The organism is Streptomyces sp. NBC_00597 (assembly GCF_041431095.1).
GTDB lineage: Bacteria > Actinomycetota > Actinomycetes > Streptomycetales > Streptomycetaceae > Streptomyces.
The window spans coordinates 5,857,584-5,879,918 of record NZ_CP107757.1 but is presented as its reverse complement, the minus strand read 5'-3'; the positions used below and the strand labels follow the sequence as shown (position 1 = coordinate 5,879,918).

The 22,335-nt window shown below is 69.4% G+C and carries 20 protein-coding genes; all 20 read right to left on the bottom strand.

Annotated features, from left to right (window positions below):
• Nucleotides 1-17 precede the first annotated feature (17 nt).
• On the bottom strand, nucleotides 18-635 hold the full coding sequence (locus OG974_RS26865; protein WP_327285251.1) for a response regulator transcription factor: 618 nt from the start codon (nucleotides 633-635) through the stop codon (nucleotides 18-20).
• Nucleotides 632-1,798, bottom strand: a complete 1,167-nt coding sequence (locus tag OG974_RS26860) for a sensor histidine kinase (protein WP_371646919.1) — start codon at nucleotides 1,796-1,798, stop codon at nucleotides 632-634. The genes OG974_RS26865 and OG974_RS26860 overlap by 4 nt, the downstream gene beginning before the upstream one ends.
• 62 nt (nucleotides 1,799-1,860) lie before the next feature.
• Nucleotides 1,861-2,616, bottom strand: coding sequence for an ABC transporter permease (locus OG974_RS26855; protein ID WP_328763557.1), 756 nt, complete (start codon nucleotides 2,614-2,616; stop codon nucleotides 1,861-1,863).
• Nucleotides 2,610-3,572, bottom strand: a complete 963-nt coding sequence (locus tag OG974_RS26850) for an ABC transporter ATP-binding protein (protein ID WP_327285249.1) — start codon at nucleotides 3,570-3,572, stop codon at nucleotides 2,610-2,612. Before OG974_RS26850 ends, OG974_RS26855 begins: the two co-directional genes overlap by 7 nt.
• A gap of 199 nt (nucleotides 3,573-3,771) precedes the next feature.
• Complete coding sequence (locus OG974_RS26845) at nucleotides 3,772-5,577, bottom strand: hypothetical protein (RefSeq protein WP_327285248.1); 1,806 nt, start codon at nucleotides 5,575-5,577, stop codon at nucleotides 3,772-3,774.
• Nucleotides 5,578-5,935: 358 nt separating this feature from the next.
• Nucleotides 5,936-6,319: a DUF6113 family protein gene (locus tag OG974_RS26840; RefSeq protein WP_327285247.1), complete on the bottom strand. Its 384-nt coding sequence runs from the start codon at nucleotides 6,317-6,319 to the stop codon at nucleotides 5,936-5,938.
• Nucleotides 6,316-7,212: an N-acetyl-1-D-myo-inositol-2-amino-2-deoxy-alpha-D-glucopyranoside deacetylase gene (gene mshB, locus OG974_RS26835; protein ID WP_327285246.1), complete on the bottom strand. Its 897-nt coding sequence runs from the start codon at nucleotides 7,210-7,212 to the stop codon at nucleotides 6,316-6,318. Before mshB ends, OG974_RS26840 begins: the two co-directional genes overlap by 4 nt.
• Nucleotides 7,213-7,256: 44 nt before the next feature.
• Nucleotides 7,257-7,451 (bottom strand): hypothetical protein, encoded by a 195-nt coding sequence (locus OG974_RS26830; protein WP_030153401.1) that lies wholly within the window; start codon nucleotides 7,449-7,451, stop codon nucleotides 7,257-7,259.
• A 363-nt stretch (nucleotides 7,452-7,814) separates the two neighbouring features.
• On the bottom strand, nucleotides 7,815-8,897 hold the full coding sequence (locus tag OG974_RS26825; protein ID WP_327285245.1) for a dipeptide ABC transporter ATP-binding protein: 1,083 nt from the start codon (nucleotides 8,895-8,897) through the stop codon (nucleotides 7,815-7,817).
• A complete protein-coding gene (locus tag OG974_RS26820; protein WP_327285244.1) occupies nucleotides 8,890-9,864 on the bottom strand; it encodes an ABC transporter ATP-binding protein in 975 nt (324 codons plus the stop codon). The genes OG974_RS26825 and OG974_RS26820 overlap by 8 nt, the downstream gene beginning before the upstream one ends.
• 12 nt (nucleotides 9,865-9,876) lie before the next feature.
• Nucleotides 9,877-10,884, bottom strand: coding sequence for an ABC transporter permease (locus OG974_RS26815; protein WP_327285243.1), 1,008 nt, complete (start codon nucleotides 10,882-10,884; stop codon nucleotides 9,877-9,879).
• A complete protein-coding gene (locus OG974_RS26810) occupies nucleotides 10,877-11,800 on the bottom strand; it encodes an ABC transporter permease (protein WP_327285242.1) in 924 nt (307 codons plus the stop codon). The genes OG974_RS26815 and OG974_RS26810 overlap by 8 nt, the downstream gene beginning before the upstream one ends.
• 30 nt (nucleotides 11,801-11,830) lie before the next feature.
• Entirely contained in the window at nucleotides 11,831-13,462 is a 1,632-nt protein-coding gene (locus OG974_RS26805; RefSeq protein WP_328763552.1) for an ABC transporter substrate-binding protein, read from the bottom strand.
• Nucleotides 13,463-13,569: 107 nt separating this feature from the next.
• Nucleotides 13,570-14,532 carry a GNAT family N-acetyltransferase gene (locus tag OG974_RS26800; protein WP_327285240.1) on the bottom strand — a complete coding sequence of 321 codons (963 nt, stop codon included), beginning with the start codon at nucleotides 14,530-14,532 and terminating at the stop codon, nucleotides 13,570-13,572.
• 48 nt (nucleotides 14,533-14,580) lie between these two features.
• On the bottom strand, nucleotides 14,581-16,197 hold the full coding sequence (locus OG974_RS26795; RefSeq protein ID WP_329314450.1) for an ABC transporter substrate-binding protein: 1,617 nt from the start codon (nucleotides 16,195-16,197) through the stop codon (nucleotides 14,581-14,583).
• An 87-nt stretch (nucleotides 16,198-16,284) separates the two neighbouring features.
• The gene (locus OG974_RS26790) at nucleotides 16,285-17,337 is read right to left on the bottom strand and encodes a dipeptide ABC transporter ATP-binding protein (protein ID WP_327285238.1); all 1,053 of its coding nucleotides are present in this window, start codon (nucleotides 17,335-17,337) and stop codon (nucleotides 16,285-16,287) included.
• Complete coding sequence (locus OG974_RS26785) at nucleotides 17,330-18,376, bottom strand: ABC transporter ATP-binding protein (protein WP_371646917.1); 1,047 nt, start codon at nucleotides 18,374-18,376, stop codon at nucleotides 17,330-17,332. The genes OG974_RS26790 and OG974_RS26785 overlap by 8 nt, the downstream gene beginning before the upstream one ends.
• A 20-nt stretch (nucleotides 18,377-18,396) precedes the next feature.
• Nucleotides 18,397-19,344, bottom strand: a complete 948-nt coding sequence (locus OG974_RS26780; protein WP_327285236.1) for an ABC transporter permease — start codon at nucleotides 19,342-19,344, stop codon at nucleotides 18,397-18,399.
• Complete coding sequence (locus tag OG974_RS26775; protein WP_327285766.1) at nucleotides 19,337-20,269, bottom strand: ABC transporter permease; 933 nt, start codon at nucleotides 20,267-20,269, stop codon at nucleotides 19,337-19,339. Before OG974_RS26775 ends, OG974_RS26780 begins: the two co-directional genes overlap by 8 nt.
• Nucleotides 20,270-20,444: 175 nt before the next feature.
• On the bottom strand, nucleotides 20,445-22,082 hold the full coding sequence (locus OG974_RS26770; RefSeq protein ID WP_327285235.1) for an ABC transporter substrate-binding protein: 1,638 nt from the start codon (nucleotides 22,080-22,082) through the stop codon (nucleotides 20,445-20,447).
• Nucleotides 22,083-22,335 lie beyond the last annotated feature (253 nt).

Sequence of the window (22,335 nt, the reverse complement as noted above, 5' to 3'; positions counted from 1 at the left end):
CGGGGCGGGGACCAGGGTCAGAGCCAGCCCTTTTCCCGGGCCACGCGGATCGCTTCGGCGCGGTTGCGCGACGCCAGTTTTTGGATCGCCGTCGAGAGGTAATTGCGGACCGTGCCCTGGGACAGGTGCAGCAGGGCCGCCAGTTCGGCGTTCGTCGCGCCGTCCTCGGCCGCCCGCAGGACCTCCCGTTCCCGATCGGTCAGCGGGTTCGCGCCGTCCGCCAGGGCCGCCGCCGCCAGGGTGGGGTCGATGACGCGCTCCCCGGTCAGGACCTTGCGCACCGCTTCCGCCAGCTGCGCCGCCGGGGCGTCCTTGACCAGGAACGCCGAGGCCCCCGCCTCCATCGCGCCGCGCAGGTAGCCGGGGCGGCCGAAGGTCGTCAGGACGACGATCTTGAGGTCGGGGACGGCGTCCCGCAGGGCTGCCGCCGCCTCGATGCCCGTCATGCCCGGCATCTCGATGTCGAGCAGTGCGACGTTCACGTCGTGCGCCCGCGCAGCCGGCACCACCTCGTCGCCGCGGGCGACCTGGGCCAGCACCTCGATGTCCGGCTCCAGTCCGAGGAGGGCCGCGAGGGCTTCCCGGACCATGGACTGGTCCTCCGCCAGGAGGATCCGGATGGGAAGTGCGCTCATGATCCCGATCCTAGGGGGATGCGGGCCAGCAGACGGAAGCCCTTCTTTCCGGTGGCTCCGGCCGACAGGGTGCCGCCCACCGCCTCCAGGCGTTCCGTCAGCCCCGTCAGGCCGTTGCCGGCCACCGCGAGCCCGCCCCCGCCGTCGTCCGCGACCGACAGTTCCACCACCCGTCCCGCCAGGGTCTGGAGGACCTCCAGCCGGACCGTGCACTGCCGTGCCCCGCTGTGCCGGACCACGTTCGTCACCGCTTCGCGGAGCGACCAGGCCAGGGCCGACTCCACGTCCTCGGGGAGGTCCTCCACCGCCTCCGCCGGGAGGTCGGCCCGTACGCCCGCCGCGGTCAGCGCGGTCCGGGCGCCGGCCAGTTCACCGGGCAGGGTCGGCCGCCGGTAGCCGCTCACGGCCTCCCGTACGTCGACCAGCGCCTGCCGGCTGACCCGTTCGATGTCGGCGACCTGCTGGGCGGCCTGCTCGGGGCTGCCGGGCAGCATCCGCCCGGCCAGCTCGCTCTTGAGCGTGATCAGGGACAGCGAGTGGCCGAGGAGGTCGTGCAGGTCCCGGGCCATCCGCAGGCGCTCCTCGTTCGCGGCGAGTTGTGCCACGGTGGCGCGCGCCTCGCGCAGTTCCACCGTCGTCCGGATCATGGCGCGGATGCCGACCATCGCGAACCCGCCCATCAGGGCCGGGATCAGCAGTCCGGCGAGGTATTCGTCACCGCCCGGTACCGCGAGCGCCGTGACCGCGAGCAGGGCGGTGGCGCCGGGCACCGTGAAGCGGGAGATCTCCGCCGGCAGGGCGGCGCCGGAGGAGATCGACACGTACACGAAGAGGACGAGCCATTCGCGGCCCAGGCTCAGCGACAGGAGCGTGGCCTGTGCGGAGAGCACGGCGACCGAGAGCAGCACCCGCCGCACCTCGGTCTGGCGGGCGGTGCGGAAGACCAGGAACAGGTACCAGGCTATGAAGGTCACGAGGCCCAGGGCGCCGAGCAGCCGGGCCCCGAGGCCGTGGCCGCCGCGGACCAGGTCGGTGACGGGGGCGCTGAGGTAGAACAGCCAGAGGCCGATCCACAGCGACTTCACGATCTTCTGCCGGCGGTTCTCGGGGCGGAGCCCGATCATGGGCCCACCCTTGATCACCGTCGTGCCGGTCTCGGTCATCGGCCCGGTCACACCCGTCGCACCCATCGTGCTCGTCGCACCCATCACCCTCGTCACACCCGTCACGCCTTCAGCGAGTCCTTGCGGTACAGCCAGGCGGCGGCACCGGTGAACAGTACGAAGTACGCGGCCAGGATCGCCACGTCCTTGAGGTGCGGCGCACCACCGAGCTCGATGGCCTGGCCGAGGCTCGTGTACGCCCGGGTCGGCAGCCACGCGCAGATGTCCTGCAGCCACTGCGGGAAGTTGGCGGTCGGCATCCACAGGCCGCCGAGGATCGACAGGCCGAAGTAGAACAGCATCGTGATCGGGCGGACGGTGTCGCCGCTCGCGAGGTAGCCGATCGCCACGCCGAGGGCGGCGAAGACCAGGCTGCCGGCCCAGATGGAACCGGTCAGGGCGAGCCACTGCCAGGCTTCGAACCGTACGCCCTTGACGCCCGCGGCGACGGCGAACACGACGAGGATGGCGGGCAGCGAGAGCACGCCGGCACTCGCGGTCTTGCCGAGGACGTACCCGCGGCCGGGCAGGGCGGTCAGCCGCAGCTGCCGGACCCAGCCCTTCTCGCGCTCCTTGGCGATGCGCTCGCTGTTGCCCATCAGGACGGCGGTCAGCGCGCCGAAGGAGGCCATGGAGACCATGTAGAAGGCGGGCATGGTCAGTTCGGTGCCCATGACCTTCGTGGTGCCGTCCAGCGTGCCGCCGAGCATCAGGAACAGCGCGGCCGGGTAGAGCACGGTGAAGAACAGGTACTTCTTGTTGCGCAGCGCGCGGCTGATCTCAAGCTTGATGAGCCTGATCGTTCCGGTGGTCAGCATGCGGGGGCCTCCTCGGCCTCGGTGAGGGCGATGAAGGCCTGTTCCAGGCCCAGCCCGGCGACTTCCAGGTTCCGGGGGTAGAGCCCCAGCGCGTACAGGGCGTGGACGGTGGCGTCGGCATCGCGCGACTGGAGCTTGACGGTGTCGCCGTGGCGCTCGTAGGTCGTCAGGTGCGGGAGCGCGCGCAGCGCCACCTCGTCCACCGGAGCGTCCGCGGCGAGGTCGAAGACGATCCGGCGGGCCCCGGCCTTGGCCTTGATCTCGGCGGCGCTGCCGTCGGCGAGCAGCCGGCCCTTGTTCAGGACCAGGACGCGGTCCGCGATCGCGTCGGCCTCTTCCAGGTAGTGGGTGGCGAAGAGGACCGTGCGGCCCTGGGCGGCCTGCTCCCGCATGGTGGCCCAGAAGGCCTGGCGGGAGGTGACGTCCATGCCGGTGGTCGGCTCGTCGAGGACGATCAGGTCGTTGTGTCCTGCGGTGGCGAGGGCGAAGCGGACGCGCTGCTCCTGGCCGCCGGAGAGCTTGTTGACCATGCGGTCGGCGATCTCGCTGATCCCGGCGCGACTGAGCACCTCGTCGACCGGGTAGCGGCGCGGGTGCAGGGCGCAGCCGAGGCTGACGATCTCCCGTACGGTGACGTCCTCCATCAGGCCGCCGCTCTGGAGCATGGCGCCGACCCGGCCGGCCGCTATGGCCTCGCGCGGGGTGCTGCCGAAGACCTGGACGGTGCCGGAGTCGGCGGGGCGCAGGCCCAGCAGCAGGTCGAGGGTGGAGGACTTGCCGGCGCCGTTGGGACCGAGCAGTGCGACGGTCTCGCCGGGGTGGAGTTCGAGGGAGAGGCCCTCGACCGCGCGGACCGCGCCGTAGCTCTTGGTCACGTTCTGGAAGGCCACCACGGGGCCGGCGCCGGGTCCGGTGTCCTGTGCGGCGGTGGTGTGCGCCGGGGTCGTCGTCGTCATGACCGAAGGTTCCCCCGTACGGGGGCGGCGGCGGCAGTGTCTGCGGTCGTGACTGGTGGATGACAGATGTCATGCGCCCGGCATGACGGGCCCGCGGCGGATACGGCGACGTTCCCGGCGACCGGTACGGCGGCGGGTACGACGGCGGGTACGACGGAGCCCCCGCCCGGGGTCGGACGGGGGCTCGGGCCGGCTGCTGCTAGCCGGCGTTGGTGTCGATGGTGGCGGTCCGTTCGGCCGCGGTCTTGCCGCGCAGGGCCTTGCGGAGGGCGCCGACGACGTCCTGCGGGGTGACGGCGGTCTTCTCGCCGGTACCGCGCATGATCAGGACACCGTCGAAGGCGTTCCCGTACGTGGCCTTGAGCGCTTCCAGGTCGTACTTCTCGACGAGGTGCCCGTCCACCGGCTGCATGCTGAGGATCTTGGGCAGGGACTTGGCGCCGAAGGCGAGGGACTTGCCGCCCGCCTTGACGGTGGCGTTCCCGGACATGGCGGGCTCGGCGAACTCCTTCATCGCCCGGTTCAGTTCGGCCTGGTCGACGACCGGGTTCTTGGCGGTGACGGGGAGTTCGACCGGGGCGGCCTTGCCGGTGGCGACCATCTCGCGGAACGCCTTGGTGACCAGGGTCGCCGAGGCGCCCGGGTCCAAGGTGGTGCCGGGCTTGCCGGGGACGGCGACGGCCTTGCCGGTGTCGAACGTGATGGTGCCCTCGGTGACGGTGCCGGCGGTTCCGGCCAGCTCCTGGAGCGCGACCTGGAGCTTCTCGTCATCGACGGGCAGGACGGGGTCGGCGACGCGCTCGTTGCCGAGGAGCGAGCCGATGACCGTGACGGGGTTGTAGTCGCTGCCCGCCGCGTTGCGGACGGTGGTCTGGGCGTCCAGGCTCAGGCCGGCCTTCTCGGGCTTGAGCTCGACCTGCTTGCCGCCGACGGTGAGCGTGAGCGGGGACGCCGCCCGGTTGCCGAAGGCCGTCTGGAGCTTGCCGACGGCCTCGTCGCGGCTGCCGCTGATGTCGACGCCGAGGACGGTCGTGCCCTTGGGGACGTCGGAATGGTTGAGGAGCAGCCCGGCGCCGTAGGCCACGCCGAACAGGGCGAAGAGGCCGCCGCCGATGAGGACCAGCTTGGAGCGGCCCTTCTTGCTCTTGGCCGGCGCTGCGGAGGCCGGCTTCGGACGCGCGGGGGCGGCCGGTGCCGGGGCGGGGACCGGGGTCGGCGCGGGAGCCGGGAACGGGTCGTCCAGATCGGGGCCGGGCCAGCGGGGCTCCTCGGCGCCGACGGGGACGCTGCCGAGAGCGGGGCCGCCAGTGGGGCCCGCCGGCGCGCCGGAGCCGCCGGGGCCCACGGGGCCGCCGTACGCGGGGAACGCCTCGGTGGTGGGTCCGCCGTCCTCGTAGCCGGGCATGACCGGGGTCGTGCCGACGCCGGGGCCGCCGGGCCGCCGGGCGGCCAGGGGGGCGTCGGGGCCCGGGCCGGGGCCGCCCGCGCCGTAGCCGGGGCCGGCCGGAGCGGGCGCCGGGGCGAAGCCGTGGGCGGGCGTGTCGTAGCCGGGGCCCGCGGGGGCGCCCGCACGGGGACCCGGGACGCCCGGGGCGAACCCGGCGCCCGGGCCCGGCGGGGCCGGGGTACGGGTGGGCAGCGCCGGTGCGGAGCCGGCCGGCGTACGGGTCGGCAGCGCGGGCGCGGAGCCCGCGGCCGGGGTACGGGTCGGCAGCGCCGCGGCCGGTGCGGGCGCCGGGGCGGGGCCCGGAGCAGTCGACTTGCGGGGGGCGAACCAGTTGCTGGTCGGCTCCTCCGGCTCGGCGGCGGGCGCGGGCTCCGTCACGGGCTGCTCGACGGCGGCCGCCGCCTCGGGCTCCGCGTCGACGGCGGCGGCCGCGACCGGCTTGCGTACGACCACCGGCGGGATCGGCCGCGAACCCGGGATGTTGATCCGGATCCGGGTCGTCAGGGTGGTCTCGGTCTTCGGCCCGTCGGTGTCGGGCGTGGACGGGTTCGAGGTCACAGGGTTCTCCTCCGAGGCAGTCGCCGCGCCAGGCCCAGGCGGCACAGGCAAGGACGGGTGCTGGCCGGTTCCATACGGCGGCATACCCGAGGGGTAAGCGGCTCCACCGCGCCCTTGGGGCCCGGAGGACGAACTGTCGGTTTCACGACTCAAGGCAGGTTCTCCTGGTTGGCTCCGCCGCCCGCGTGCCGTGCGCGGGCAGCTCGGCGGCCCGACCACCATACTGGCCGACGCCCTCGCGCAACTGTCCTAGGGGAATCAGGGGTTCCCCTTCAGCCCCTCCGCACCCCTTCCGGGCAACCCGGAGGTCCCGCCCCAACCCCCGTGAACACGCACCCCGACCGAGTTCAACGGCACGTCACTTGCCGGTCTGCGCGGCCGAAACCGATCCATCGAACGGCCCGCGGAGCGTGGCGCACATCACAGCCAGCACCGTCCCGCCCAAAAGGTAGGCGTACATACCGATTCCGGACGAACCGAGCAGGAAGTCCCCCTCGGGGCGCGGAACGCCGAGCACCACGTACGCGACGAACCAACCGATCGCCCCGGCGCCCACCCCGAGCCCGCTCCCGACGGCGATCCGGCCGCCGAGGAACAGCCCGAAGAGCGCCAGCAGTCCCAGCAGCAGCCCGGCGGGGAACCACAGGTCCACGACGAGCCAGCCGGCCGCGCCGGTCAGCGCGCCCACTACCAACAGGCCGAGCAGGACGGCGATCCGGGCGGGGTTCAGGGTTGCGCTCACGCCTGCACCCCCGCGAACAGGTCGTGCTCGCGCTCGCCCGTCGGGGCCCCCGGCCGGCCCACTACCAGTTCGTAGTACTCGCGCGCGAACAGCGGCTGTGCGAGGTCGTTGGAGAGCGCGAAGAAGGACCCGTCCACGGCGATCTGGGTGGCGTGGGCGCGCATCGCGGCCGCCTTGGCCGCCACGAACGTCTCGTCGGCCGCGATCTCGGCGGTGATCCGGTCGTCGGCGACGACCCCGGGCACGTCCTCCGGCGAAGCCAGCCCGGGGAAGGGTGCCTTGGAACCGGCCTCCTCCAGCCGGGCGAAGCCCTCCTCGACCACCGAGCGCGGGACCCGGTTCCAGTAGACCTTCGCGATCCGCCACGGGTCTCCGAAGTCCCGGCGGTACGTGGGCTCCGCTGCCAGCTCCGCGGCGCGCGTGGCGACCCGGTGGGCCTGGATGTGGTCGGGGTGTCCGTAGCCGCCGTCCGGGTCGTAGGTGACGAGCACCTGCGGGCGCACCTCGCGGATGACCTCGACCAGGTGGGCCGCGGCCTCGTCCACGTCGGTGGACCAGAAGGACCCGGGCCGGCGGTTCTGCTCGGCGCCCATCATGCCGGAGTCCCTGAAGCGGCCCGTGCCGCCGAGGAACCGGTGGTCGGTGACGCCGAGTTCGGCCATGGCGGCGGACAGCTCCCCGACGCGGTGGGCGCCGAGGGTGTCGTCGCGGTCGGGTGCCAGGTGGGCGAGCCCGGGCGGGATGACCTCGCCCTCCTCACCGAGGGTGCAGGTCACCAGCGTGACGTGGGCACCCTCGGCCGCGTACTTGGCCATGGTGACGCCGTTGTTGATCGACTCGTCGTCCGGGTGCGCGTGCACGAGGAGCAGACGACGGGCGGGAAGACCGTTCATGGGGCCAAGCCTACGATCAAGCAGCGCGGCGAGCGGCGTGCTGCCTACAGCTTGAGGCCACTGATCATGCTGGCCACGTTGGTGGTCAGCTGGCTGAGGGTCGGGGCGATGGTCGAACTCGCCAGATAGAAACCGAGGAGCACACAGACAGCGGCGTGTCCCGCCTTCAGGCCCGACCGGCGGACCAGCAGGAAGACGACGATCGCCAGCAGCACCACGGCCGAGATCGAGAGTGCCACGGCGTTTCACCTCCACGTCGAGCGGACATCGGTACGCGTACTCGTACTCAGTGCTCGGCGGAGTCATACCCACCGTGCGCTACGGATCATAACTATCCGTACCAGCGCATCGATCGAATTCCGGCAGCACGAGGGGCGCATGCCGCGCATGCGCAGGGTCACGGGGGAGGCCGGCCGGGAGGCTGTGCGCCTCCCGGGCCGGCTGTCGGCACCCGCACGGCCGCACGGGACCCAGGCTGCACGGCCCAGATCTCAGGACAGAAACGGTCAAGTTGCCTGCACGTAAACCGCGTTGGCGGGAAGGTGACCCTAACGGAGCGGATCCGCGCGGGGTGGCCGGATTTCACCCCTCGGCCGCGCCGGTCATTCCTTCGCCGGGGGGACCGGCGGGGACGGCGCCGGCGGGAGGTCGCCGGGCGCCGGTACGACCTGCTTCTCCGCCGCGAAGTGGCAGGCCGAGGGATGGGCCGCGGGGTGCGTCGTCGCGCCGGAGCGGAAGGCTTCCGGGACGGCCAGCAGCGGGACCTCGTCCGTGCACCGCGGCTGCGCCTTCCAGCAGCGGGTGCGGAAGGGGCAGCCGGACGGCGGGTTGGCCGGGGAGGGCACGTCGCCGGTCAGGATGATCCGCTCGCGATGGGCGCGGGCCTGTGGGTCCGGGACGGGCACGGCCGACAGCAGGGCCTGGGTGTAGGGGTGGGTGGGGTGGTCGTAGATCTGGGTGTCGGTGCCGATCTCCACCACCCGGCCGAGGTACATCACGCCGACGCGGTCGGAGATGTGCCGCACGATCGAGAGGTCGTGCGCGATGAACACGTACGACAGGTCGAACTCGTTCTGCAGGCGCTCCAGGAGGTTGATCACCTGGGCCTGGACCGAGACGTCGAGCGCCGAGACCGGCTCGTCCGCCACGATGATCTCCGGCCGCAGGGCGAGGCCGCGGGCGATGCCGATGCGCTGGCGCTGGCCGCCGGAGAACTGGTGCGGGTAGCGGTTGATGTACTCGGGGTTGAGTCCGACCACGTCGAGGAGCTCCTGCACCCTGCGGCGCCGGTCGCCCTTCGGGGCCACCTCGGGGTGGATGTCGTACGGCTCCCCGATGATGTCGCCGACCGTCATGCGCGGATTGAGCGAGGTGTACGGGTCCTGGAACACCATCTGGATGTTGCGCCGGACGGCCTTGAGGGCGCGGCCCGAAAGCTTGGTGATGTCCTCGCCCTTGTACGAGATCGCTCCGGCGGTCGGGCGCTCCAGGTTGACCAGCATCTTGGCGACCGTGGACTTCCCGCAGCCGGACTCGCCGACGATGCCGAGCGTTTCGCCCCGGGCGAGGTCGAAGGAGACCCCGTCGACCGCCTTGACCGCGCCGACCTGCCTCTTGAACAGGACGCCCTGGGTCAGCGGGTAGTGCTTGACGAGGTCCCTCACCTCCAGGATGGTCTCAGCCACCGAGGCACTCCTTCCAGAAGAAGCACGCGCTCGTGCGGTCCGGCGCCACGTCCGCGAGCGGAGGGACGTCGGTGCGGCAGACGGCCTGCGCCATCGGGCAGCGCGGGTTGAAGGCACAGCCCGGCGGGATGGCCAGCAGGTTCGGCGGCAGGCCCTTGATCGCGTACAGCTCCTGGCCCTTCTGGTCCAGGCGCGGGATGGAGTCGAGCAGGCCCCTCGTGTAGGGGTGCGCGGGCGCCGCGTAGATCGCGTGGACGGGGGCCGCCTCCACGATCCGGCCCGCGTACATGACGGCGATCTTGTCGGCGACGTCCGCGACCACGCCGAGGTCGTGGGTGATGAGGATCAGCCCCATGTTGAGTTCGCGCTGGAGCTCGGCGAGCAGGTCCATCACCTGGGCCTGGACGGTGACGTCCAGCGCCGTCGTCGGCTCGTCCGCGATGATCAGGGAGGGTTCCAGGGCCAGCGCCATCGCGATCATGATGCGCTGGCGCATGCCGCCCGAGAACTGGTGCGGGTAGTCCCCCACCCGCTGCTTCGCCGCCGGGATCTTCACCCGGTCCATCAGCTCGACGGCCCTGGCCCTGGCGTCCTTGCGGGACATCCCGCGGTGGACCTCGTACATCTCGCCGAGCTGGGCGCCCACGCTGAGGACCGGGTTCAGGGAGGACAGGGCGTCCTGGAAGATCATCGCCATGTCGGCGCCGCGGATCTTCCGCCGTTCCTCCTCCTTCATCTTCAGCAGGTCCTTGCCCTTGAACAGGATCTCGCCGCCCGCGATCCGGCCCGGCGGCACGTCCAGGATGCCCATCACGGCCTGTGCGGTCACCGACTTGCCCGAGCCCGACTCGCCGAGCACGGCGAGCGTCTCGCCCTCTTCCACCGAGTAGTTGACGCCGTTGACGGCCTTGGCGACTCCGTCCCGCGTACGGAACTCCACGTGGAGGTCGCGGACTTCGAGCAGCATGGTGCCCACTCCTCAGCGCAGCTTGGGGTCGAGGGCGTCGCGGACCGCGTCGCCGAGCATGATGAACGCGAGCACGGTCAGGCTCAGCGCGCCCGCCGGCCAGAGCAGCATGTGGGGGGCGTTGCGGATCTGCGGGGCCGCGTTGGAGATGTCGATGCCCCAGGAGACGGTGGGCGGGCGCAGGCCGACGCCGAGGAAGGACAGGGTGGCCTCCAGGGCGATGTACGTGCCCAGGGCGATGGTGGCGACGACGATGACGGGGGCGATGGCATTGGGTGCCACGTGCCGCAGCAGCATCCGGCCGTTGCCGGCGCCGAGGGCCCGGGCGGCCTGGACGTAGTCGTTCTGTTTGGCGGTGATGACGGAGCCGCGGCCGATGCGGGCGATCTGCGGCCAGCCGAGGAGCACGATGAAGCCGACGACCGGCCAGACGGTCGTGCTGGTGACCACGGACAGGAAGACCAGGCCGCCGAGGACGACGGGGATGCCGAAGAAGATGTCCGCGACCCGGGAGAGCAACGCGTCGCCCCAGCCGCCGAAGAACCCGGCGAGCCCGCCGAGGACCGAGCCGAGCAGGGCGGCGCCGAGGGTGGCGCAGACGCCGACGGTGATGGAGGCGCGGGCTCCGTAGACGGTACGGGTGTAGACGTCGCAGCCCTGGGTGTCGTAGCCGAAGGGGTGGCCGGGGGCGGAGCCCTGCTGGGACTTGGACAGGTCGCACTGGAGCGGGTCGCCGCTCGCGATCAGCTGCGGCCAGATCGCGATGATCAGGAGGAAGAGGATCATCAGCGAGGAGATGATGAAGACGGGGTTGCGGCGCAGCTGGTGCCAGGCGTCGGACCACAGGGAGCGGGCCTTCTCCTGCGGGCCGCGCCCGGTGGGGGCGTCGCCGAGGGGCCGCTCCAGGCTCTCGGCCTCGTCGAGCGCGAGATCCATGGGTCCGCCCTGGCCGGTGGGTGCGATGGCCTCCCCCTCTCCTGGTTCCAATGGGTCGTAGACGGGCTCGCTGCGCTCAGGCATAACGGATCCTCGGGTCCAGGACCGCGTAGAGCAGGTCGACGAGCAGGTTCGCCAGCAGGAAGACGATGACGAGGATGGTCACGAAGCCGACCACCGTCGGGGAGTTGTTGCGCAGGATGCCCTGGTAGAGCTGGTAGCCGACGCCGTGGATGTTGAAGATCCGCTCGGTGACGATGGCGCCGCCCATCAGGGCGCCGATGTCGGTGCCGATGAAGGTCACGACGGGGATGAGCGAGTTGCGCAGCAGGTGGCGGGTGACGACCCGGCGGCGCGGCAGGCCCTTGGCGGTGGCGGTGCGCACGTAGTCGGCCTTGACGTTCTCGGCGATGGAGGTGCGCGAGAGCCGGGTGACGTACGCGAGGGAGACCAGTGCGAGGACGATGCCGGGCAGGATCAGCTCGTTGAAGGGGGCGTCCGGGGAGACGGTGGGCCGTACCCAGCCCCATTTGACGCCGAAGAGGTACTGGAGCACATAGCCCGTCACGAACGTCGGTACGGAGATGACGACGAGGGTGAGCACCAGCACGCTCGTGTCGACGGACTTGCCCCGGCGCAGCCCGCTGATGACGCCGAGGGTGATGCCGATGACGATCTCGAAGAAGATCGCGACCATGGTCAGGCGCAGGGTGACGGGGAAGGCCGAGGCCATCAGCTCGGTGACCGGCTGGCCGTTGAAGGCCGTGCCGAAGTCGCCCTTGAAGATCTGGCCCATGTAGTGGAGGTACTGCTCCCACAGGGGCCGGTCGAGGTAGAGGTCCTTGCGGATGCGCGCGGCGGTGGCGGGGTCGGGCGCCTTGTCGCCGAAGAGGGCCGCGACCGGGTCGCCGAGGGCGTACACCATGAAGAAGATCAGGAACGTGCTGCCGATGAACACCGGGATCATCTGGAGCAGCCGCCGGATCACATAACGTCCCATGGACTGCTCCAGGATCGATCCGACAGGGGGTCAGCTGACCTTGATCTCGTTGTAGACGGGGACGCTGAACTGGTTGAGTGCGACGTCGGAGAGCCGCTCTGCGTAGCCCGCGCTGCCGTTCTGGTACCAGAGCGGGATGGACGGCATCTGCGCGGCGAGGATCTTCTCGGAGTCCTGGAACTTCGCGATGGCCTGGGCCGCGTCGCTCTGCTGGTTGGCCTCGTCGACGAGCTTGTCGAACTCCGGGTTGCTGAACTTGCCGTAGTTGGAGGAGGCGCCGGTGTAGTAGAGCGGCTGGAGGAAGTTCTGGATCAGCGGGTAGTCGGCCTGCCAGCCGGAGCGGAAGGGCCCGGTCAGCTTGAAGGCGCTCTGCTGGTTGCGGAAGTCGGCGAAGGTGCCGACCGGGTTGACCGTGCAGACCGGGCCCTCGCCGAGCGCGTTGTTGATGCTGTTGCAGACGGCGTCCATCCACTCGCGGTGCGAGCCGGTGTCCACGTTCGACGTCAGCGTGACCTTGCCGCCGGGGAGCCCGCCGGCGTCCTGGATGAGCTTCTTGGCCGCCGCGGGGTCGAACTTGCAGGCGTCACCGCACAGGGTGGCGTTGAAGCCGCCCTTCTCGCCGAGGGCCGGGGAGGTCCAGTCCTTGGCGGGGGTGCGGGTCTCCCGGAAGATCTGCTTGGTGATCTCGTCGCGGTTGATCGCCATCGAGATGCCGCGGCGGACGTTCTCCATCCCCTCCTTGTTCCACTGCGGGTCGTACAGCGGGAAGGTGAGGGTCTGGATGATGAGGGCCGGCTGGTTGATGTACCGGTCGCCGAGGTCGTTCTTGACGTTCTTGAGCTGCTGGGCGGGGACGTCGTCGACGAGGTCGAGGTTGCCGGAGATCAGGTCCGTGTACGCCGTGTTGTTGTCGGTGTAGACCTTGAGGTCGACGCCGCTGTTCTGTGCCTTGTCCTCACCCGGGTAGGCGTCCCAGGCGCGCAGCTTCATGCCGGTGCCCTTGGTGTACGAGTCCACCGTGTACGGGCCGTTGCCGATCGGCTTGTTCAGCCAGCCGGCGTGGTCGGTGAAGAAGGCCTTGGGCAGCGGGGAGAAGGCCTGGTAGCCGAGGGTCTCGGGCCAGGTGGAGAACTTGTTCTTCAGGGCGACGGTGAAGGTCTTGGGGTTCTTGACGACCAGCCCGGACATCGTTTTGGCCTTGGGCTCGCCGGAGGCGGGGTGGAGGTCGTCGTAGCCCACGATGTTCGAGAAGAACGGTGCGTTGTTCTGCTTGTTGCGGACGTCCGCGCCGTAGTTCCAGGCGTCGACGAAGGACTGGGCGGTGACCGGCTCGTCGTTGCTGAACTTCCAGCCGTCCTTCAGGGTGACCGTGAAGTTCTGGCTGTCGGTCGTCTCGATCTTCTCGGCGAGCATGTTCGTCGCCTCGCCGGTCTTCGGGTCGTACCGTTTGAGGCCCCGGAAGAGCATGTCGAGGACCTTGCCGCCCTGCACCTCGTTGGTGTTGGCCGGCTCCAGCGGGTTCTGCGGGTCACCCCAGGAGGAACTGACGATTCCCGCGCCACTGCCGCCGCCCCCGCCGCTGTCGCTACCGCCGCAGGCCGTCGCCGCGAGGGCGACGGCCACCGCACATGCGGCCCACTTGGCGTGGGTGGCTCCGCGCATGGAGTGCCTCCTATGGCTCCCAAGACTCACTTAGGGCCCAATGTCACCCTATGTGGGGGCCGCAACGCTCTTCGTTGGACCGATTGCGCCCTCGCGTCTCCCGGCTGTCACCCCTGCGAGTGCAATGTCAGCTCCCACGTGTCGACGGCGAAGTGCAGGCGCATGCCGTGGGCCTCGTACAGCGCGAGTGCGCCGCTCTCGTTGTGGACGTCCACGCCGAGGCCGACGGTGTCCCGGCCGCGGGCCGCGTAGGCGGCGAAGCCGTGGCGCAGCAGGAAGCCGCCGATGCCCCGCCCGCGCAGGTCGGCGCGGACGCCGAGGTGGCTGAGCCAGCCCATGCTGGTGCGGTCGTCGCGGGTCAGCAGGACGCCCACGTCGCCGACCGGGGGCAGGCTCGCGATCCACACGAGCGACCAGTCGAGGGCACGGGCGTCGAGGTGGTCCAGCCAGGCCTCGTACGGGCGCTCCACATGGCCGAAGTGGGCGGCGAAGGTGTCCTCGACCAGGGCGTGGGCCCGGCGGCGGTCGGCCCCGTCGGCGGCGCAGTCCCGCAGGACGAGTCCCTCGGGCGGGGCGGGAGGCAGGTCGGCGGCCGACAGGCCCCGGGTCATCACCTGGTAGTGGCGGACGGTGCGGTAGCCGCGGTCGGGCAGCACGTCGGCGTCGAGCGTGGACTTCGGGTTGACCTGGAGCCGCAGGACGGCCCGCCCCGCGCCGGCGGTGAGCTCGCGGGCCCGGACCTCCATGAGCTCCAGCAGCCGGACGGCGGCTGCGCGGTGACCGGGCAGCACGTAGTGCTCGGAGTCGGCCCTGCCGGGTCCGGAGTCGGCCCACACCAGGGCGTAGGCCACGAGCCGGCCGTCCTCGAACGCCAGCCAGGAGTCCTTGGCCAGGTCGACGTCGGGGTGGTGGAGATCGGCTTCGACGGCCGCGAGGTCGGTCTCCGGTCTGCCGATCTCGATGGCGTCGACCGCGTTGAGGAGGGAGCAGATGTCGGACGCGTCCCCGGGCCCGGCGGGCCGTACGGTCAGCGTGCGCGGGCCTCGGCGGTCGTGCGGTGTCCCGATCATCGGGCCACTGTCCGCCCGGCCGCGGCGCGACCGCAACTGCCTTTCGTGTCAGTTGAGCTCGACGTGCGCCAGGTCGATGCGGCCCTGGGCGTCGACCTCTACGTTCTTCACGGAGGTGGAGTAGGCCACGGCGGACATGTAGGTGAAGACCGGGATGTACGGGAGGTCCCGGATGACGATGTCGTCGGCCTTCTGGTAGAGCTTCAGGCTCGTGGCCGGATCGGTCGCGCTGTCGGCGGCGGCGAGGGTGGCCTCGAACTCGGCGTTCTCGTAGCGCCCGAAGTTGGAGCCGTTGGCGATGGCTTCCTTCGAGAAGACCGGCCGCAGGTAGTTCTCCGCCGCGGGGTAGTCCATGCCCCAGCCCATGCGGAAGGCGCCCTTGAACGTCCCGGCCTTGACGGCGTCGGTCAGGTCGCCTGAGCTCGGGAACGGCTTGGTGGTGACCTCGATTCCGAGGTTCGCCTTCAGCTGGGAGGCTACGGCCCGGATCCACTCCTTGTGGCCGCCGTCCTCGTTGTAGCCGAGCTCCAGTGCGTTGCCCGGGAGGCCGCCGTTCTCCTGGAACAGCGCCTTCGCCTTGGCCGGGTTGTACGTGCCTGCCTCGCCCAGTGCGCCCTTGCGGTAGCCGGGGACGATCGGGCTGATGAAGTCGTCGGCCCGCTTGCGGGTCCCGTTGAAGACGGTCTTGGAGATGGCGTCCCGGTCGATCGCCATCGAGATCGCCTTGCGGATCCCGGCCTTGCCGAAGGCCCCGGGGTTGGCCGCCAGCGGGAAGCCGATGTAGCCGACGGACGCTTCCGGCTTGTAGACGTAGCGGTCGCCGAACTCCTCGGCGACGGTCGGGAGCGACGAGACCGGCAGCCTGTCGACGATCTGCAGCTTGTTCTTGCGCAGGTCGTCGTAGGCGCCGTCCGGATTGTCGTAGATCTTGAAGGTCACGCTGTCGAGCTTCGCGCGGCCCTCGGCCGGGTACTTGTCGTACTTCCTGAGCTTGATCTGCTTGTTGTGCTCCCAGGTGCCGTCCATGCGGAACGGCCCGTTTCCGATCGGGGACTCGCCGAAGGCCTTCGGGTCGGCCTCGAAAGCCCGGGGCAGCGGGTAGAAGGCGTTGTACCCCAGCATGGTCTTGAACTGGGAGAACGGCGCCTTCAGGGTGACGGTGAACGTCCTGTCGTCGATGATCCGCAGGCCCTTGAGCTCCTTGGCGGTGGGCGTCTTGCCCGCGCCCGGGGCCAGCTCGTCGGAGCCCTCGATCTTCGAGAAGAAGCCCATCGCCTCGGCGGTGTTCTCCTGGTCCGCGCCCCAGTTCCAGGCCCGGACGAAGGACTGCGCGTCGACCTTCTCACCGTTGTGGAAGGTGAAGCCGTCCTTGATCCTGATCGTCCACGTCTTCGAGTCCGTGGTGTCGATGGACTCGGCGATCGCGAGCTTCGGCTCGTTGGTCCTGTTGTCGTAGGAGACCAGGCCGGTGAAGAGTGCGTGGAGGACCTCGGCCCCCTCGGACTCGGCCGTCTCCTGGCCCACCAGTCCGTGCTGCGGTTCGGTGAGCACCACGTTGACGTGGCCGCCGGTCCTGTGGGCCGTCTCGTCCTGTCCGGCGCTGCATGCCGTGGCGGCCGTCGCCACGACGACGGCACCGGCGACCCACTTGCTCGCTGCACGCATGGCTACTTGCCTCCTCGGATGTCGCTGGGAGAAACACGGACGGGGCACAGCCGGAATCGGCCGTGCCCCGTCCGGTGTTCGGCAGGATCAGACTCCCAGAACGGCCTTCTCCTCGGCGAAGTGGCAGGCCGACTCGTGCGCGGCGAAGGTGTTGACACCCTCGAAGCGCGTCGGGATCGCCAGGAGCGGCTCCTCCGTGGAGCACCGCTCCTCCGCCTTCCAGCAGCGGGTGCGGAAGCGGCAGCCCGACGGCGGGTTGGCCGGGGAGGGCACGTCACCCGTGAGGATGATCCGCTCGCGGTGGGCGCGGGCCTCCGGGTCCGGAACCGGGACCGCCGACAGCAGCGCCTGGGTGTAGGGGTGCGTCGGGTGGTCGTAGATCTCGGTGTCGGTACCGATCTCGGCCATCTTGCCCAGGTACATGACGCCCACGCGGTCCGAGATGTGCCGGACGATCGAGAGGTCGTGCGCGATGAAGATGTAGGAGAGGTTGAACTCGTCCTGCAGCTTCTCCATCAGGTTGATGACCTGCGCCTGCACCGACACGTCGAGCGCGGAGACCGGCTCGTCGCAGATGATGATCTCCGGGTTGAGCGCGAGGCCGCGGGCGATGCCGATGCGCTGGCGCTGGCCGCCGGAGAACTGGTGCGGGTACCGGTTGATGTACTCCGGGTTCAGGCCCACGACGTCCAGGAGCTCCTGGACCTTGCGGCGCCGGTCGCCCTTCGGAGCCACCTCGGGGTGGATCTCGTAGGTCTCCCCGATGATGTCGCCGACCGTCATGCGCGGGTTCAGCGACGTGTACGGGTCCTGGAACACCATCTGGATGTTGCGGCGGACGGCCTTCAACGCGCGCCCGGACAGCTTGGTGATGTCCTGGCCCTTGTAGAAGACCTCGCCGGCAGTGGCCCGCTCCAGGTTCATCAGCAGCTTGGCAACGGTGGACTTGCCACACCCGGACTCGCCGACGATGCCCAGCGTCTCGCCCTGGTACAGGTCGAAGCTGATGCCGTCGACGGCCTTGACCGCGCCGACCTGCTTCTTGAACAGGATGCCCTGGGTCAGCGGGAAGTGCTTGACCAGGTTGCGGACCTGGAGGATCGGCTCGCGCTCGGGGGCGTTCTTGGTGAGCTCAGCCATGGAGCTGCTCCTTCCAGAAGTGGCAGGCGCTGGCGCGGCCGGGCAGCTCGGAGCCGTCCTGCTCGCTGACCACCTGGAGCAGGGGGACGTCGGAACGGCAGATGTCCTGCGCGACGGTGCAGCGCGGGTTGAACGAGCAGCCGGTCGGCAGTCGCAGGAGGTTGGGCGGCAGGCCCTTGATCGCGAAGAGCTCCTGGCCCTTCTGGTCCAGGCGCGGGATCGAGTCGAGCAGGCCCCGCGTGTACGGGTGGGCCGGCCGCTTGTAGATCTCGTGCACGGGAGCCGTCTCGACGATCCGGCCGGCGTACATGACCGCGATCTTGTCCGCGACGTCGGCGACGACGCCGAGGTCGTGGGTGATCAGGATCAGGCCCATGTTCAGCTCGCGCTGGAGCTCCGCGAGCAGGTCCATGACCTGTGCCTGGACGGTCACGTCGAGGGCCGTGGTCGGCTCGTCGGCGATGATCAGGTCCGGCTCCAGCGCGATCGCCATGGCGATCATGATGCGCTGGCGCATACCGCCCGAGAAGTGGTGGGGGTAATCGTCCACGCGCTGCTTCGCAGCCGGGATCTTCACCTTGTCCATCAGCTCGATGGCCTTGAGCCGGGCTTCCTTCTTCGACAGGCCCTGGTGGACGCGGAACATCTCGCCCAGCTGGTAGCCGACGGTGAGCACCGGGTTCAGCGAGGACAGCGCGTCCTGGAAGATCATGGCGATCTTCCGGCCGCGGAGCTTGCGCCGCTCCTCGAAGCTCATCTTGAGCATGTCCTGGCCGCGGAAGAAGATCTCGCCCTGCGGGATCTTGCCGGGAGGCATGTCGAGGATGCCCATGATGGCCTGGGCGGTGACGGACTTGCCCGAGCCGGACTCGCCGAGGACGGCGAGGGTCTCGCCGGCGCCGACCGAGTAGTTGACGCCGTTGACGGCCTTGGCCACGCCGTCACGGGTGTGGAACTCCACGTGCAGGTCGCGCACTTCGAGGAGCGGGGTCTGCGGGTTCCCGTCACGCGGGGAGGGAACTGTACTGGTGTTGTCCATGGTGATCACTTACGCCCTCCTCAGCGCAGCTTCGGGTCGAGGGCGTTGCGCACCGCTTCGCCGAGCATGATGAAGGCGAGGACGGTGATGCTCAGCATGATCGAGGGGTACAGCAGGATGTGCTGCGCCACTCGGATCTGTGCGGCACCGGCGGAGATGTCGACACCCCACGAGATGGTCGGGGACGCGAGACCCAGACCCAGGTAGGACAGGGTCGCCTCGGCCGCGATGTAGCCGCCGAGCGCGATCGTGGACACCACGATCACGGGTGCCATAGCGTTCGGCAGGATGTGCCGCAGCAGGATGCGGGTGGTGCCGGCGCCCAGTGCCTTCGCGGCGTGCACGTAGTCCGCCTGCTTCACGGTGATGACCGAACCGCGCATGACGCGGGTGATCTGCGTCCATCCCAGGAAGGCCAGGGCGAAGACGACCGTCCACACCGTGCGCTTGGTGAAGGCCTGGAGGACGACCATCGAGCCGAGCAGGAAGGGGATGCCGAAGAAGATGTTGGTGATCCCCGAGATGAGCGTGTCCGTGAGGCCGCCGAAGTAACCGGCGATCATGCCCGTGACGCCGCCGACGACGGTGACGATCAGGGTCACGCAGGTGGCGACGATGATCGAGGCCCGGGTGCCGTAGATCAGGCGGGCGTAGACGCTGCGCCCCTGGCCGTCGTACCCGAGCCAGTCGGGCGAACCGACCTTGGCGAGTTCCGGCTTGCCGAGGAAGTGGTGGACCAGGTCGCCCTTGGTGGGGTCGGCACTGGTGAACCAGCCCGGGAAGGTCGCGATCACGAGGAGTATGAGGATCAGCGCCGCGGAGACGACGAAGTACGGGTTGCGACGCAGGTCGGCCCAGGCGTCGCCCCAGAGGCTGCGCGCCTTCTCCTTGGTGACGGGTGCGATCGCGTCGACGGGGGCGACGGCGCCCTCGGTCGAAACGACTTCGGTCTTGGTCATGTCAGGCATACCGGATCCTCGGGTCCATGACCGCGTAGAGGAGGTCGACGAGCAGGCTGGCTATGAGGTACACGACGACCAGGACGGTGACGACACCGACCACGGTCAGGCCCTCGCGGCGGATGACCGAGTCGTAGATCAGGCCACCGACACCCTTGACGTTGAAGATGCCTTCGGTGACGACGGCGCCGCCCATGAGGGCGCCGATGTCGGTACCCAGGAAGGTCACGACGGGGATCATCGAGTTGCGCATCAGGTGCACACCGATGACGCGTCGCTTGGGCAGGCCCTTGGCAACGGCGGTGCGCATGTAGTCCGAGCGCAGGTTCTCGGCCATCGAGGTGCGGGTCAGGCGGGCCACGTAGGCGAGGGACAGCGATCCGAGCACGATGGCCGGCGCGATGAGTTCGCCCCACGTCTCCTTGTTGCTGACGTTGGGGTCGATCCAGCCGAGCTGGAAGGCGAACACCGACTTCACGATGAACCCGAGCACGAAGACCGGCATCGAGATGATCAGCAGCGTGAGGATCAGGACCAGGTTGTCGACCAGCTTGCCGGCCTTGAGGCCCGCGACGATTCCGAGGGCCAGACCCAGGACGATCTCGATGGCGAAGGCCAGGAAAGCCAGGCGGAGCGTGACCGGGAAGGCGGATCCGATGACGTCCGTGATCTCACGTCCACTGCGGATCTGCTGTCCGAAGTCGAAGTGGAACAGGATGCCGGTGATGTAGTTGTAGTACTGGTGCCATACCGGCAGGTCGAGCCCGTGCTCGTGCCGGAGTGCGGCCAGCGTGGCAGGGTCTGTTCCCTTGTCACCGAAGAGACCGGCCACGGGGTCGCCGGGCAGGCTGTAGACCATAAAGAAGATGAGCGCGGTCGTCCCGAAGAAGACCGGAATCATCTGGAGCAGTCGTCGTGCGACGTAGCGCCCCATCATGCCTCCGTAGAAGATGCGGCAGAGGCAGCCGGACGGGCCCTTTCGCCACGCACGCACGTGACGGGATCGTCACTGCGTCGCGAAAGGGCCCCCCGAGGCTCTGCATTTAGGCCCGGATGCGGGCCGGCTCCCCGCCGGCCCACATCCGTCGAGCGGAATTACGCTGTGGGACTTACTTCTTGACCTCGACGCCTTCGAGGATCGGGTCGCCGTCCTGGGCGTACTTCACGTTCTGGACCTTCTCCGAGAAGCCCGCGTTGACCTTGTAGTACCAGAGCGGGATCGACGGCATGTAGTTCACCAGGTCCTTCTCGATGGCCTGGTAGGCCTTGACCGACTCGTCCAGGGACGCGGCGGTGTCAGCAGCAGCGATCTTCGCGTCCAGGTCGGGGTTGGAGAAGCCGCCCTGGTTGCCACCGGCGCCCGTACGGAACAGGTCGCTGATGAAGTTGGCGTTCACCGGGTAGTCGAGGACCCAGCCGGAGCGGTAGATCGACTTGACCTGCTTGGACTTACGGGCCTGGAGGTCGGCCTGGAAGTCGGGCTTGGCGTCGCCGGTGCACTTGACGCCGGTGGCCTGGGTGATGCTGTTGCAGACAGCGTCGACCCATTCCTTGTGACCGCCGTCCGAGTTGAACTGGATGGAGATCTCGTTGTTCGGAACGCCACCACCCGCGGTGATGAGCTCCTTGGCCTTGGCCGGGTTGAACTTGGTGACGTCACCGGTGGCGTTCGGCGTGTAGCCGAGGACGCCCTTGGCGACCCAGCCCGTGGCCGGCTCGCGGGTGCCCTGGAGCACGGTCTTGGTGATGGTGTCACGGTCGATCGCCATCGACAGACCCTGGATGACCTTGGGGTCGACCGGCTTCGGGGTCTTCCACTGGTCGGCGTAGAACGCGATGGCCAGGGTCTGGACGGCCGAGTACGCCTGGTCCACGGCACGGTCGCCGAGGTCGGCGCGGTAGACCGGGAGGTCCTTCGGGCCGATCTGACGCAGGACGTCGACGTTGCCCGACTTCAGGTCCTCGTAGGCGGTTTCGAGGGTGGAGTAGTTCTTGAGGATCACACCACCGTTCTTCGCCTTGTTCTCGCCCTTGTACTCGTCGAAGCGGGTGAGCTCGATCTGCTTCTTGTGCTCCCACGACTTGAACTTGTAGGGGCCGTTGCCGACCGGCTTCTCACCGGCGGCCTTCGGGTCCTTGTAGAAGGACTCGGGCAGCGGGGAGAAGACCTCGTAGCCGAGCTTGTACGCGAAGTACGGGACGGCGTTGGCGAGCTCAATGGTGAAGGTGTTCTCGTCGACGACCTTCAGGCCCTCCATCGCGGTGCCGGTGGGCTTGGCGCCCTCGGCCTCGGGGTGGACGGCGTCGAAGCCCTTGATGTCCGCGAACCAGGACGCGTTGCCCTGCTTGTTGTCGATGTTCGCGGCCCAGTTCCAGGCCTTGACGTACGAGTCGGCGGTCACCTTGGTGCCGTCGTGGAAGGTCCAGCCCGGCTTGAGCTTGACGGTCCAGAGCTTGCTGTCCTTGGAGTCGACCGACTCGGCGTTGACCATGGTCAGCTTGCCGTCGGCGTCGTAGTCGACGAGCTGCGAGAACAGCCCGGACATGACGATCGATCCGTTGGACTCCATCGTGTCGGCCGGCTGGAGGAGCTTTTCGGGCTCGCCCACCTCGACGGAGTAGATGCCGTTCGGGTCAACCTCACCCTTGCCGGCGGCGTCGCCCTTGTCGTTGCCACCGCAGGCGGTCGCAGCCAGGGCGACGACAATCGCGCCCGCTACCCACTTGGCGCTCTTGGCACCGCGCATGGGTTTCCTCCTCATGAGTCCACTGTTTGATGTGCGGGACACATGCACGCTTCGCCGACACCCCTGACGGCGAGATGAACAGTGCCCCGAGTGTGCTCGTGAGTCGACGCTCCCCACAGCGTGTGACCCATTGACCCGAGCTCAATGGAGCCATCCTCAGGGACGGCCTGACCGTAAACCACACTTAACTGGTCTCGTTTTCACAACATCACCGCACGGCGAAAACCCGAAATCCGGACAAACGGATAGGAGA